Raw genomic sequence first — 13,760 nt, 5'->3', positions numbered from 1 at the left:
TCTCCGAAAACAGCCTGAGAACCCCTCTCTGATACGGTAAACTACGGCCAGATAACTCAGTAAAGGCCGTCAAATGTCCAGCCAGCATCCCTCCTTAAAAGCCGACAATACGCTTGGGCTTGAAGTACACACACAAAAACGCATCGTCGCAGAGACGCCAGCCGCTATTCTGGCCGCATGGCAGGATAGCCAGCGTAATCAGACACCTTTCCTTGTGCTCGGGGAAGGCAGTAACATCCTCTTCATGGAGGATTTTGCCGGTACCGTGGTGCTGAATCGCATTAAAGGCATCAAAATTCAGGATGAATTTGAGTGCTGGAAGTTGCATGTCGGGGCAGGTGAAAACTGGCATCAGCTGGTTAAGAGTACGCTGGAAAAAGGGATCACTGGCCTGGAAAACCTGGCGTTGATCCCTGGAATGACGGGTTCGGCACCGATTCAGAACATTGGTGCCTATGGTGTGGAATTAAAAGATGTCTGCGAATATGTGGATGTACTTAATCTGCACAGTGGTGAGACAGAACGCCTCGATCGTGAAGCCTGTGAGTTTGGCTATCGTGACAGCATTTTTAAACATCGCTACCAGTCAGGCTATGTCATCGTCGCCGTCGGGATGATCCTGCCTAAGCAATGGCAGCCGGTATTAACCTATGGCGATCTGAAAACGCTTAACCCGGTGACAGCTAATGCCTGGGATGTCTATCACGCGGTTTGCCAGATGCGGCAGAGCAAATTACCGGATCCGAAAGTCACCGGTAATGTCGGCAGCTTCTTTAAAAACCCGGTCGTCACTGAGGCGCAGTGTAGCTCCCTGCTGACCCAATTTCCCACTATGCCACACTATCTGATGCCAGATGGAGAAACCAAGCTGGCTGCAGGGTGGCTTATCGATCAGTGTCAGCTGAAAGGGTATCGCATTGGAGGCGCCGCCGTTCACCAGCAACAGGCTCTGGTGCTGATTAACGCTGACCATGCCACGCCTGAGGATATCGTTGCGCTGGCAAAAACAGTGCGCGCCCGGGTGGGTGAAAAATTTGATGTCTGGCTGGAGCCTGAAGTCCGCTTTATTCAGGCGCAGGGTGAGTGCAATGCTGTCGGGGTGATCGCATGAAAGACCACAGTGTCCCGCTAAAACTGGTCGATATTTTATCTGATGGTGAGTTTCATTCTGGCGAGCAGCTGGGCGACACTCTGGGCATGAGTCGTGCCGCCATCAACAAGCACATCCAGACACTAAAAAGCTGGGGTCTGGACGTCTATACCGTGACAGGGAAAGGCTACAGTCTCTCTGCCCCGATACAGCTGCTGGATGAGCAGGCGATTCTGTCACAGGTGAAGCAGGGCAATGTCTCGATTATCCCGGTGATTGATTCCACAAATCAGTATCTGCTGGAACGCATGCATGACATGCCCTCTGGCACCGCCTGTATCGCTGAATATCAGCAGGCAGGTCGTGGCCGTCGTGGTCGTCAATGGTTCTCTCCTTTTGGTGCCAACCTCTACATGTCCATGTACTGGCGTCTTGAGCAGGGTCCGGCTGCGGCGATGGGTCTTAGCCTGGTCATTGGCATTGTCATGGCTGAAACATTACGTGCACTCGGGGCCGATGATGTCCGGGTAAAGTGGCCCAATGATATTTACCTGAACGATCGGAAACTGGCAGGTATTCTGGTCGAACTGACCGGTAAAACCGGTGATGCTGCGCAGATCGTGATGGGAGCTGGCATCAACCTGGCGATGCGGACAGCGGATGCTTCACAGATTAATCAGGGCTGGATTAACCTGCAGGAGGCCGGAGTAAGCGTGAACCGCAATGAGCTGGCAGCCCGTCTGATCAACAGCCTGCGCGAGGCCCTGCCGCTGTTTGAGCAGGAGGGATTAACTGCCTTCATCTCGCGCTGGGCGGCACTGGACAATTTTATTAACCGGCCCGTTAAGTTGCTCATCGGCGAACGTGAAGTGCATGGTATTGCACGGGGTGTCGACAGCCAGGGTGGTTTATTACTGGAGCAGGATGGTGAAATAAAAGCCTGGGTGGGCGGGGAAATATCACTGCGTCCTGTCTGATCAAAAAAGCCTGCACTAATGCAGGCTTTTTTATGACCGCTGTTATTTACGCAGGCGCACCTTATCGACCGCATGATCGCCACTTTTGGTCATGATCAGGCTGGCCCTTTCACGTGTCGGCAGGATATTTTCCTGCAGGTTAAGCCAGTTAATCTCTTTCCATAGATTACCTGCTATCTCAACCGCTTCTGCCTCTGAGAGCTGGGCGTAATGGTGGAAGTAGGAGTCTGGATCGGTAAAGGCACCCTGACGGAATTTCAGGAATCGATTGATATACCAGCTTTGCAGAAGGTCTTCCTCTGCATCTACATAGATAGAGAAGTCAACGAAGTCCGAAACAAAGACATGATGAGGGTCATGGGGATAGTCCATGCCGCTCTGTAATACGTTCAGACCTTCCAGAATAAGAATATCTGGCTGCTGTATCACTTTATCGCCATCAGGGATGACATCATAAATCAGGTGCGAATAGACCGGGGCGGTCACCTGACTGGCGCCGGATTTTAAATCGGAGACGAAATTGACCAGCCGGTGCATATCATAAGATTGCGGGAAGCCTTTTTTCTTCATTAAGCCACGCTCTTTCAGCACGGCATTAGGGTGAAGGAAGCCATCCGTCGTGATCAATTCCACTTTACGATGTTCAGGCCAGCGACTGAGCAACGCCTGCAGTACACGCGCAGTCGTACTTTTACCGACCGCGACGCTCCCCGCGATACTGATGATATAGGGGATTTTCTGGCTATTGGTGCCCAGAAATTGCTCCAGTACAGCCTGCCGACGAACGTTAGAGCTGATATAGAAATTAAGCAGACGCGAAAGTGGCAGATAAATTTCTGCGACTTCCTCCAGCGAAAGATCTTCGTTGATGCCCTTGAGCTGCGCGATCTCTTCCTCTGACAGCGTCATAGGTACAGAATCACGTAATGCAGCCCACTGCTCACGAGTGAACTCCAGATAAGGCGTTGTCAGGGGGGTTGTTTTATCCATAAGCATGCATCTGACCGCAAATTCATTACTATCAACCGCGTATTAGCCGATAAGCAGGACAGCACGGGTGAAGTGAATCACGAATCGCTGGTTTATCAGTGAGAACAATGGGCTGGAGGGTATCACCAGTATGGCTTTTAACAGAAGTAAAAAGATAAACGCGATCGCGCTTTCGTCGGCATACCCACAAAACGTTGCAGTGCCTTTAATTTTTACTGCTTTATCGTTATTTATGATATTGCAGGCCGGCACAGGTAATGTGCGACGTTTAATCTGCTTATACGGTCATCGCTGTGCCTGATTGGCTGAACGGCGTAATAAGACGCTTGCAGTGAGGCTAATACATGTCACGCGCAACCTTTCGCAAAAAAACAAACAGTACAAAGACATTTTAAACGCTTCCTTCAGCGCAAATCGTGATAGTGAGAAAGAATGCGCATGACAATATGCCCCTGCTTTCGATAGAAGTGCGCCGCTCCATGAGAAAAAAGGGTTCAGCCAGGGGCAAAAAAACCTCATTCAGCACCCCGACGTAAAAAAAAGGGTGCTGGCCACTCATTTTATTCGCATAAAAGAGAAGGGCAGAGGGAGTTAAGATGGTGGCGCGCTTTAGTCTGATCCTGTGAAAACAGAGCCAGATTGCACAAATAATCTGCATAAAAACGTTAAAATGCGATGATTTGCACAAATAGTAAGCGATAGAAAAAAATATGCGATTTTTTAGTTGCATCCAGGGCCCGACCTTCCTAGAATGCGCTCCACTTGATGCCGGCTTAGCTCAGTTGGTAGAGCAACTGACTTGTAATCAGTAGGTCACCAGTTCGATTCCGGTAGCCGGCACCAATCAAGTAGGTGGGATTCCCGAGCGGCCAAAGGGAGCAGACTGTAAATCTGCCGTCACAGACTTCGAAGGTTCGAATCCTTCTCCCACCACCATCTCAGCCTCGCGGTTGAGTACAGATAAACGGCCTGTTTATCTGTCAGGTGAGTCACTTATCACCCTGAATTCAGACTGAGCGTTAGCGAAGTCAACGTCGGTCAGCTTCGCTGGCAGACAGTAGATAGCAGAGAAGCATTCACTGTTATCTGCAAGCTACAGAAAGAACAGGTAGCCGAGTTCCAGGATGCGGGCATCGTATAATGGCTATTACCTCAGCCTTCCAAGCTGATGATGCGGGTTCGATTCCCGCTGCCCGCTCCAGATGTGCTGATATGGCTCAGTTGGTAGAGCGCACCCTTGGTAAGGGTGAGGTCCCCAGTTCGACTCTGGGTATCAGCACCACTTCCTTTAATCTCCCTCCTGATTTTCTCTGTAACTTCCTTGCAGTCAGGCATTGCCTGGTTAATGTGATGATATCATTGATATATCCGTGTCTTAGAGGGACTAGCGATGGCTAAAGAGCAATTTCAACGTAACAAACTGCACGTAAACGTGGGCACCATCGGTCACGTTGACCACGGTAAAACCACCCTGACTGCAGCTATCACTACCGTACTGGCTAAAACCAACGGCGGCCAGGCTCGTGCGTTCGACCAGATCGACAGCACGCCTGAAGAAAAAGCCCGCGGTATCACCATCAACACCGCTCACGTTGAGTATGAGACTGCTGCACGTCACTACGCTCACGTTGACTGCCCAGGCCACGCCGACTATGTGAAAAACATGATCACCGGTGCTGCGCAGATGGACGGCGCGATCCTGGTTGTTGCTGCGACTGATGGCCCGATGCCACAGACCCGTGAGCACATCCTGCTGGGTCGTCAGGTTGGCGTTCCTTACATCATCGTGTTCCTGAACAAGTGCGACATGGTTGATGATGAAGAGCTGCTGGAACTGGTCGAGATGGAAGTTCGTGACCTGCTGTCACAGTACGACTTCCCAGGCGACGACACTCCAATCGTTCGTGGTTCTGCTCTGAAAGCGCTGGAAGGCGTTCCTGAGTGGGAAGCGAAAATCATCGAACTGGCTGAACACCTGGACAACTACATCCCGGATCCAGTCCGTGCGATCGACATGCCGTTCCTGCTGCCAATTGAAGACGTATTCTCAATCTCTGGCCGTGGTACTGTTGTTACCGGTCGTGTTGAGCGCGGCATCGTTAAAGTCGGCGACGAAGTTGAAATCGTGGGTATCAAAGATACTGCGAAATCAACCTGTACCGGTGTTGAGATGTTCCGTAAGCTGCTGGACCAGGGTCAGGCAGGCGAAAACTGTGGTGTTCTGCTGCGCGGTATCAAGCGTGAAGACATCCAGCGTGGCCAGGTTCTGGCTAAGCCAGGCTCAATCAAGCCGCACACCCAGTTCGAGTCAGAAGTTTACGTTCTGTCTAAAGACGAAGGTGGCCGCCATACTCCGTTCTTTAAAGGCTATCGTCCACAGTTCTACTTCCGTACAACTGACGTAACCGGCTCAGTAGAGCTGCCAGAAGGCGTTGAAATGGTCATGCCAGGCGACAACATCAAAATGGTTGTTACCCTGATCCACCCAATCGCAATGGACGAAGGTCTGCGCTTCGCAATCCGCGAAGGTGGCCGTACCGTTGGCGCGGGTGTTGTTGCTAAAGTTATCGCATAATTACCGATAACGTTTGACGCAATGCACACGGAAAGGGCATCATTTGATGCCCTTTTTGCACGCTGTTTCATAGAACCTGGCTCATCAGTGATTTTTTGAATCATAATCATTGCTGAGACAGGCTCTGTTATGCGGCGTTGGATACCGAGTTACGCCCCAAAAGCTCATTCGGTTTGGACGCCTCGCACTGCGGGGCAGAATAGTTTCTGAATTATTGTGGCAGGTTGGTTTATGAGTGCGAATACCGAAGCTCAAGGGAGCGGGCGTGGCCTGGAAGCGGTAAAGTGGGTAGGTGTTGTATTACTGCTGCTTGCAGCGATTGTAGGTAACTACCTCTATCGTGATGTGTCACTGCCACTGCGTGCATTAGCCGTAGTTGTACTGATTGCAGCGGCTGGCGGCATTGCGCTTTTAACGACCAAAGGCAAAGCGACCGTGGCTTTTGCTCGTGAAGCAAGAACAGAAATGCGTAAGGTTATCTGGCCAACCCGCCAGGAAACGCTGCACACCACGTTAATCGTTGCCGCGGTTACTGCCGTGATGTCACTGATTTTGTGGGGGCTGGATGGTATTCTGGTCCGTCTGGTATCGTTTATCACTGGCCTGAGGTTCTGAGATGTCTGAAGCTCCAAAGAAACGCTGGTACGTCGTACAGGCGTTTTCCGGTTTTGAAGGCCGCGTAGCCCAATCGCTGCGCGAGCATATCAAATTGCACAACATGGAAGAGCTGTTTGGTGAAGTCATGGTTCCGACTGAAGAAGTCGTTGAAATCCGTGGTGGCCAGCGTCGTAAGAGCGAGCGCAAGTTTTTCCCGGGATACGTACTGGTTCAGATGGTGATGAATGACGCCAGCTGGCATTTAGTACGCAGCGTCCCGCGCGTGATGGGTTTCATCGGCGGTACCTCTGACCGTCCTGCACCTATCAGTGATAAAGAAGTTGATGCGATCATGAATCGTCTGCAGCAGGTCGGCGACAAGCCTCGTCCTAAAACGCTGTTTGAACCAGGTGAAATGGTTCGTGTTAATGACGGTCCGTTCGCTGACTTTAACGGTGTGGTTGAAGATGTGGATTACGAGAAGAGCCGCCTGACGGTATCCGTTTCCATCTTTGGTCGTGCAACACCGGTTGAGCTCGACTTCGGTCAGGTGGAGAAAGGTTAACCTCTTTCCGCTCACAAATTAGCTGTTGCAGCAGGCGCGAAATTTAACTACAATTTCGCGCCTTTTGTTTTTATGCGCTGGCAACAGCGTATAAATCGTTATCACGGGGAGCCTTTACAGGCGCTATAACCCAATTGAGGAAATATCATGGCTAAGAAAGTCCAAGCCTACGTCAAGCTGCAGGTTGCAGCTGGTATGGCGAACCCAAGTCCACCGGTTGGTCCAGCTCTGGGTCAGCAGGGTGTTAACATCATGGAATTCTGTAAAGCGTTCAACGCGAAGACCGAATCTCTGGAAAAAGGTCTGCCGACTCCTGTTGTTATCACCGTATACAGCGACCGTTCTTTCACCTTCATTACCAAAACGCCGCCGGCTGCCGTACTGCTGAAAAAAGCAGCGGGCATCAAGTCTGGTTCTGGTAAGCCGAACAAAGATAAAGTCGGTAAAGTGACTCGTGCTCAGGTACGTGAAATCGCAGAAACCAAAGCTGCGGACATGACTGGTTCTGACGTTGAAGCGATGACTCGCTCAATCGAAGGTACTGCTCGTTCCATGGGCCTGGTAGTAGAGGACTAAGAAATGGCTAAGCTGACCAAGCGCATGACCGTAATTCGCGACAAAGTTGACGCGACCAAGCAGTATGACATTGCTGAAGCTGTTGCTCTGCTGAAAGAACTGGCAACTGCCAAGTTCGTTGAAAGCGTTGACGTTGCTGTCAACCTCGGCATTGATGCACGTAAATCTGATCAGAACGTTCGCGGCGCGACCGTTCTGCCACACGGTACTGGTCGTTCAGTACGTGTTGCTGTCTTCGCCCAGGGCGCTAACGCTGAAGCTGCTAAAGCAGCTGGCGCAGAGCTGGTAGGCATGGAAGACCTGGCTGATCAGATCAAGAAAGGCGAAATGAATTTTGACGTTGTTATTGCTTCTCCGGATGCAATGCGCGTTGTTGGCCAGCTGGGCCAGATTCTGGGTCCACGTGGCCTGATGCCAAACCCGAAAGTCGGTACTGTAACCCCTAACGTTGCTGAAGCGGTTAAGAACGCTAAAGCCGGTCAGGTTCGTTATCGTAACGACAAAAACGGCATCATCCACACTACCATCGGTAAAGTGGACTTTGACGCTGACAAACTGAAAGAAAACCTGGAATCCCTGCTGGTTGCGCTGAAAAAAGCTAAACCATCACAGGCCAAAGGCGTGTACATCAAGAAAGTCAGCCTTTCAACCACCATGGGTGCCGGCGTTGCCGTTGACCAGGCTGGTCTGAACGCAACAGCAAACTAATTGCTGCTTGAAACGGGCGAAAAATTCACCTAGAATCTTACGCCCGTTGTTCTGTTATTAGCAGAACGGGACACCAGAGAGCCAGAACCGACTGTTGCGTTTATCGCCATTCCCTCTGACTCTGCTGCGTCGCACAGAATTTAGGTTGGAGCCAGGCCTTATCCTGGCCTCCGTCCAAGACCGCAGGCGCTGTTTATCTCCGGATATTCCGCTTAATCCCCTGCGTAGACGGTGACAGAACCAAAAGAATATTTTCTTAGCTGGATTCTGCTCACCGTGTTCGAGCGCTTATTACCCCTCGGGGTGAGTAAGTGAAGTGAGTTCCGGGGAAATCCTTTCCCGGTCAAATCCAGGAGCAAAAGCTAATGGCATTAAATCTTCAAGACAAACAAGCGATTGTTGCTGAAGTCAGCGAAGTAGCCAAAGGTGCGCTTTCAGCGGTTGTTGCGGATTCCCGTGGCGTTACCGTTGATAAAATGACCGAACTGCGTAAAGCAGGCCGTGAAGCTGGCGTTTACATGCGTGTTGTTCGTAACACCCTGCTGCGCCGCGTCGTTGAAGGTACTCAGTTTGAGTGCCTGAAAGACACGTTTGTTGGTCCGACCCTGATTGCATATTCTATGGAACACCCGGGCGCTGCTGCTCGTCTGTTCAAAGATTTCGCGAAAGCGAATGCAAAATTTGAGGTCAAAGCTGCAGCCTTTGAAGGTGAGCTGATCACGGCGGCCAATATTGACCGTCTGGCAACGCTGCCGACCTACGAAGAAGCACTGGCACGTCTGATGTCGACCATGAAAGAAGCCGCTGCCGGCAAACTGGTCCGCACTCTGGCTGCCGTACGCGATGCAAAAGAAGCGGCTTAAGGCCTTATTCTTTTCTTCGTACCTGCTTACGTATAAACTTTTTCTGATTCTTAGGAACAATTGTCATGTCTATCACTAAAGACCAAATTCTGGAAGCTGTTGCAGCGATGTCCGTAATGGAAGTTGTTGAGCTGGTTTCTGCTATGGAAGAAAAATTCGGCGTTTCTGCTGCTGCTGCTGTAGCTGTTGCTGCGGGCCCGGCTGAAGCTGTTGAAGAAAAAACTGAATTCGACGTCGTACTGAAAGCTGTTGGCGCGAACAAAGTAGCAGTCATCAAAGCCGTACGTACTGCAACTGGTCTGGGCCTGAAAGAAGCCAAAGACCTGGTTGAAGCAACTGGCGTAATCAAAGAAGGCATCAGCAAAGATGACGCAGCTGCACTTGAAGCTGCTCTGAAAGAAGCTGGCGCTGAAGTTGAAGTTAAGTAAGACAGCCTTCGGGTTGCAGTCTGAGTAGTTTCAGACTGATGGCTGGTGACTTTTTGGTCACCAGCCTTTTTGCGCTACAGGGTCTCAATGGGGTTTCACACTGTTTGTCCATTGTTGCTCTTCAATATCTTTCTCTATCGACGACTTAATATACCGCTTTCCTGTGCGGGTTCCCTGCCTTCACAAAAGCGATGAAATGATTTAAGCGTGATAGAAAGAGGTATTGCACTGCTGCCGCGCAGCCAGTGAATCAAACAAAATCGTGTTGCATGAACTGTCCTGTCAGGACGGACAGCGTGGGTCGACTTGTCAGCTAGCTGAGGAACCCTATGGTTTACTCCTATACCGAGAAAAAACGTATTCGTAAGGATTTTGGTAAACGTCCGCAAGTACTGGACATACCTTATCTCCTTTCCATCCAGCTCGACTCGTTCCAGAAGTTTATCGAGCAAGATCCAGAAGGTCAGTACGGACTGGAAGCTGCATTCCGCTCTGTATTCCCTATTGCGAGCTACAGCGGCAACTCTGAGTTGCAGTATGTCAGCTACCGCCTGGGTGAACCTGTCTTTGACGTGAAAGAGTGTCAGATCCGTGGCGTGACCTATTCGGCACCGCTGCGCGTGAAACTGCGTCTGGTGATCTATGAGCGCGAAGCGCCAGAAGGCACCGTAAAAGACATTAAAGAACAAGAAGTCTACATGGGCGAGATTCCGCTCATGACCGACAACGGTACCTTTGTTATTAATGGTACCGAGCGCGTTATCGTTTCTCAGCTGCACCGTAGTCCCGGCGTGTTCTTTGATAGCGATAAGGGTAAAACCCACTCATCGGGTAAAGTGCTGTACAACGCACGTATCATCCCTTACCGCGGTTCATGGCTCGACTTTGAGTTTGACCCGAAAGATAACCTGTTTGTCCGTATTGACCGTCGTCGTAAGCTGCCGGCCACTATCATCCTGCGCGCGTTACAGTTCACTACACCTCAGATCCTCGATATCTTCTTCGAGAAAGTGGTGTTTGAAATCCGTGACAACAAGCTGCAGATGGAGCTGGTGCCTGAGCGCCTGCGCGGTGAAACCGCTACCTTCGATATCGAAGCGAACGGCACCGTCTACGTCGAAAAAGGTCGCCGCATTACTGCACGCCATATTCGTCAGCTGGAAAAAGATGGCATTCAGCACATCGAAGTCCCGGTTGAATATATCGCGGGCAAAGTGGTCGCTAAAGATTACATCGATGAGAGCACCGGTGAGCTGATTGTTGCAGCGAACATGGAACTGTCACTGGATCTGCTGGCTAAACTGAGCCAGTCCGGTCACAAGCGCATCGAAACGCTGTTCACCAACGATCTGGACCACGGTCCATATATGTCCGAGACCCTGCGTGTCGACCCAACCAGCGATCGCCTGAGCGCACTGGTTGAGATCTATCGCATGATGCGTCCTGGTGAGCCGCCAACACGCGAAGCTGCAGAGAACCTGTTTGAGAACCTGTTCTTCTCAGAAGATCGTTACGATCTTTCTGCGGTCGGTCGTATGAAGTTCAACCGCTCATTGCTGCGTGATGAAATCGAAGGTTCAGGCATCCTGAGCAAAGATGACATCATCGAAGTGATGAAGAAACTGATCGACATCCGTAACGGTAAAGGCGAAGTGGACGATATCGACCACCTCGGTAACCGTCGTATTCGTTCAGTGGGTGAAATGGCTGAGAACCAGTTCCGTGTTGGTCTGGTCCGTGTTGAGCGTGCGGTTAAAGAGCGTCTGTCTCTGGGCGACCTTGATACGCTGATGCCACAGGACATGATCAACGCGAAGCCTATTTCGGCTGCGGTGAAAGAGTTCTTTGGTTCAAGCCAGCTTTCTCAGTTTATGGATCAGAACAACCCGCTGTCAGAGATTACGCACAAACGTCGTATCTCTGCTCTCGGCCCGGGTGGTTTGACGCGTGAGCGTGCCGGCTTCGAAGTGCGTGACGTACACCCAACGCACTACGGTCGTGTCTGCCCAATCGAAACCCCTGAAGGTCCGAACATCGGTCTGATCAACTCCTTGTCTGTCTATGCACAGACCAATGAGTACGGTTTCCTTGAAACACCTTATCGCCGTGTTATCGACGGTCTGGTTTCTGACGAGATTCACTACCTCTCTGCTATCGAAGAGGGTAACTACGTTATCGCTCAGGCGAACGCCCCTCTGGATGACAACGGCGCGTTTGTTGATGACCTGGTCACCTGCCGTAGCAAAGGCGAATCGAGTCTGTTCAGCCGCGATCAGGTTGACTACATGGACGTTTCCACCCAGCAGGTGGTTTCTGTCGGTGCATCCCTGATCCCGTTCCTGGAACACGATGACGCCAACCGCGCCCTGATGGGTGCGAACATGCAACGTCAGGCCGTTCCGACTCTGCGTGCTGATAAGCCGCTGGTTGGTACCGGTATGGAACGTGCTGTTGCCGTTGACTCCGGTGTAACAGCCGTGGCGAAACGTGGCGGTACCGTACAGTACGTTGACGCATCACGTATCGTTATCAAAGTTAACGAAGACGAAATGCATGCTGGCGAAGCCGGTATCGACATTTACAACCTGACCAAATATACCCGTTCTAACCAGAACACCTGCATCAACCAGATGCCATGTGTTTCTCTGGGTGAGCCGGTTGAGCGCGGCGACGTGCTGGCAGATGGCCCGTCCACCGATCTGGGTGAACTGGCTCTGGGCCAGAACATGCGCGTGGCGTTCATGCCGTGGAACGGCTACAACTTCGAAGACTCCATCCTGGTCTCCGAGCGCGTGGTTCAGGAAGATCGCTTTACGACTATCCACATTCAGGAACTGGCTTGCGTGTCGCGTGACACCAAACTAGGGCCGGAAGAGATCACTGCTGATATCCCGAACGTGGGTGAAGCTGCACTCTCTAAACTGGATGAGTCAGGCATCGTCTACATCGGTGCTGAAGTGACCGGTGGCGACATTCTGGTTGGTAAGGTAACGCCTAAAGGTGAAACCCAGCTGACGCCAGAAGAAAAACTGCTGCGCGCTATCTTCGGTGAAAAAGCCTCTGACGTGAAAGATTCGTCACTGCGCGTGCCGAATGGCGTGTCAGGTACCGTGATCGACGTTCAGGTCTTTACCCGCGATGGCGTGGAAAAAGACAAACGTGCGCTTGAAATCGAAGAGATGCAGCTGAAGCAGGCCAAAAAAGACCTGTCTGAAGAACTGCAGATCCTGGAAGCGGGCCTGTTCAGCCGTATCCAGAACGTACTGATTTCGGGTGGCGTTGAAGCAGACAAACTGGACAAGCTGCCGCGCGAGCGCTGGCTGGAACTGGGTCTGACTGACGAAGCCAAGCAAAACCAGCTGGAGCAGCTGGCAGAGCAGTACGACGAACTGAAGCACGAGTTTGAGAAAAAACTCGAAGGTAAGCGTCGTAAGATCACCCAGGGCGATGATCTGGCACCAGGCGTGCTGAAAATCGTTAAGGTTTATCTGGCTGTTAAGCGTCAGATTCAGCCGGGTGACAAAATGGCAGGCCGTCACGGTAACAAAGGTGTTATCTCCAAGATCAACCCGATCGAAGATATGCCTTACGATGAAAACGGCACGCCGGTTGACATCGTTCTGAACCCGCTGGGCGTACCATCGCGTATGAACATCGGTCAGATTCTGGAAACGCACCTGGGTATGGCAGCGAAAGGTATCGGCGAGAAAATCAACGCCATGCTGAAGAAGCAGGAAGAAGTCGCGAAACTGCGCGAATTCATCCAGCGCGCCTATGACCTGGGTACCGATCTGCGTCAGCGTGTTGATCTGAACACCTTCTCTGATGACGAAGTACTGCGTCTGGCTGAGAACCTGAAGAAAGGTATGCCAATCGCCACGCCGGTGTTTGATGGCGCGAAAGAGAGCGAGATCAAAGAGCTGCTGCAGCTCGGCGGCCTGCCTTCTTCCGGTCAGATTACCCTGTTTGACGGCCGTACCGGTGAGCAGTTCGAACGTCAGGTAACCGTTGGCTACATGTACATGCTGAAACTTAACCACCTGGTTGATGACAAGATGCATGCACGTTCTACCGGTTCCTATAGCCTGGTTACTCAGCAGCCGCTGGGTGGTAAGGCGCAGTTCGGTGGTCAGCGCTTTGGTGAGATGGAAGTATGGGCACTGGAAGCATATGGTGCCGCGTATACCCTGCAGGAAATGCTTACCGTTAAGTCTGATGACGTCAACGGCCGTACCAAGATGTATAAAAACATCGTTGACGGTAACCATCAGATGGAACCGGGCATGCCGGAATCCTTCAACGTACTGTTGAAAGAGATTCGCTCGCTGGGTATCAACATCGAGCTGGAAGACGAGTAACCCCTTTTCAGGCTGCGGCTTGCCGCCGCCTGA

General features: G+C 51.5%; 11 protein-coding genes and 4 tRNA genes. 14 read left to right on the top strand and 1 reads right to left on the bottom strand.

Annotated features, from left to right (window positions below; genetic code table 11):
• The first annotated feature begins 73 nt into the window (after positions 1-73).
• Both murB and birA read left to right on the top strand, forming a co-directional pair.
• Positions 74-1,111 carry a UDP-N-acetylmuramate dehydrogenase gene (gene murB, locus IBT54_RS23875; protein WP_201253214.1) on the top strand — a complete coding sequence of 346 codons (1,038 nt, stop codon included), beginning with the start codon at positions 74-76 and terminating at the stop codon, positions 1,109-1,111.
• Positions 1,108-2,067, top strand: a complete 960-nt coding sequence (gene birA, locus IBT54_RS23870) for a bifunctional biotin--[acetyl-CoA-carboxylase] ligase/biotin operon repressor BirA (protein ID WP_033784444.1) — start codon at positions 1,108-1,110, stop codon at positions 2,065-2,067. The genes murB and birA overlap by 4 nt, the downstream gene beginning before the upstream one ends.
• Before the next feature lie 42 nt (positions 2,068-2,109).
• Here birA and coaA read toward each other — a convergent pair whose 3' ends face one another.
• Entirely contained in the window at positions 2,110-3,057 is a 948-nt protein-coding gene (gene coaA / locus IBT54_RS23865; RefSeq protein ID WP_033784445.1) for a type I pantothenate kinase, read from the bottom strand.
• Between the two features lie 767 nt (positions 3,058-3,824).
• Between coaA and IBT54_RS23860 the strand changes: the two genes are divergently transcribed.
• The 12 genes from IBT54_RS23860 (at position 3,825) to rpoB (ending at position 13,727) form a co-directional block, all read left to right on the top strand.
• Positions 3,825-3,900: transfer RNA gene (locus IBT54_RS23860), tRNA-Thr, on the top strand.
• An 8-nt stretch (positions 3,901-3,908) separates the two neighbouring features.
• Positions 3,909-3,993: transfer RNA gene (locus tag IBT54_RS23855), tRNA-Tyr, on the top strand.
• A 190-nt stretch (positions 3,994-4,183) separates the two neighbouring features.
• Positions 4,184-4,258 (top strand) — tRNA-Gly (locus IBT54_RS23850).
• A gap of 5 nt (positions 4,259-4,263) precedes the next feature.
• A tRNA-Thr gene (locus tag IBT54_RS23845) sits at positions 4,264-4,339 on the top strand.
• 108 nt (positions 4,340-4,447) lie between these two features.
• Positions 4,448-5,632 carry an elongation factor Tu gene (tuf, locus tag IBT54_RS23840; RefSeq protein ID WP_013359730.1) on the top strand — a complete coding sequence of 395 codons (1,185 nt, stop codon included), beginning with the start codon at positions 4,448-4,450 and terminating at the stop codon, positions 5,630-5,632.
• A gap of 231 nt (positions 5,633-5,863) precedes the next feature.
• Complete coding sequence (secE, locus tag IBT54_RS23835) at positions 5,864-6,247, top strand: preprotein translocase subunit SecE (RefSeq protein ID WP_013359731.1); 384 nt, start codon at positions 5,864-5,866, stop codon at positions 6,245-6,247.
• Position 6,248: 1 nt separating this feature from the next.
• Positions 6,249-6,794: a transcription termination/antitermination protein NusG gene (gene nusG / locus IBT54_RS23830; RefSeq protein WP_013359732.1), complete on the top strand. Its 546-nt coding sequence runs from the start codon at positions 6,249-6,251 to the stop codon at positions 6,792-6,794.
• Between the two features lie 147 nt (positions 6,795-6,941).
• A complete protein-coding gene (rplK, locus tag IBT54_RS23825; protein WP_006121495.1) occupies positions 6,942-7,370 on the top strand; it encodes a 50S ribosomal protein L11 in 429 nt (142 codons plus the stop codon).
• A gap of 3 nt (positions 7,371-7,373) precedes the next feature.
• A complete protein-coding gene (rplA, locus tag IBT54_RS23820) occupies positions 7,374-8,078 on the top strand; it encodes a 50S ribosomal protein L1 (protein ID WP_010261038.1) in 705 nt (234 codons plus the stop codon).
• A gap of 365 nt (positions 8,079-8,443) precedes the next feature.
• The gene (gene rplJ / locus IBT54_RS23815) at positions 8,444-8,941 is read left to right on the top strand and encodes a 50S ribosomal protein L10 (protein ID WP_003848098.1); all 498 of its coding nucleotides are present in this window, start codon (positions 8,444-8,446) and stop codon (positions 8,939-8,941) included.
• Positions 8,942-9,006: 65 nt separating this feature from the next.
• The gene (gene rplL / locus IBT54_RS23810) at positions 9,007-9,369 is read left to right on the top strand and encodes a 50S ribosomal protein L7/L12 (RefSeq protein WP_009092660.1); all 363 of its coding nucleotides are present in this window, start codon (positions 9,007-9,009) and stop codon (positions 9,367-9,369) included.
• A gap of 329 nt (positions 9,370-9,698) precedes the next feature.
• On the top strand, positions 9,699-13,727 hold the full coding sequence (gene rpoB, locus IBT54_RS23805) for a DNA-directed RNA polymerase subunit beta (RefSeq protein WP_013359733.1): 4,029 nt from the start codon (positions 9,699-9,701) through the stop codon (positions 13,725-13,727).
• Positions 13,728-13,760: the final 33 nt, after the last annotated feature.

This window comes from Pantoea sp. S62, from assembly GCF_016658625.1.
GTDB classification, from domain to species: Bacteria; Pseudomonadota; Gammaproteobacteria; order Enterobacterales; family Enterobacteriaceae; genus Pantoea; species Pantoea vagans.
Note: the sequence above shows the minus strand (reverse complement) of the source record. Positions and strands in the feature narration are given on the sequence as shown.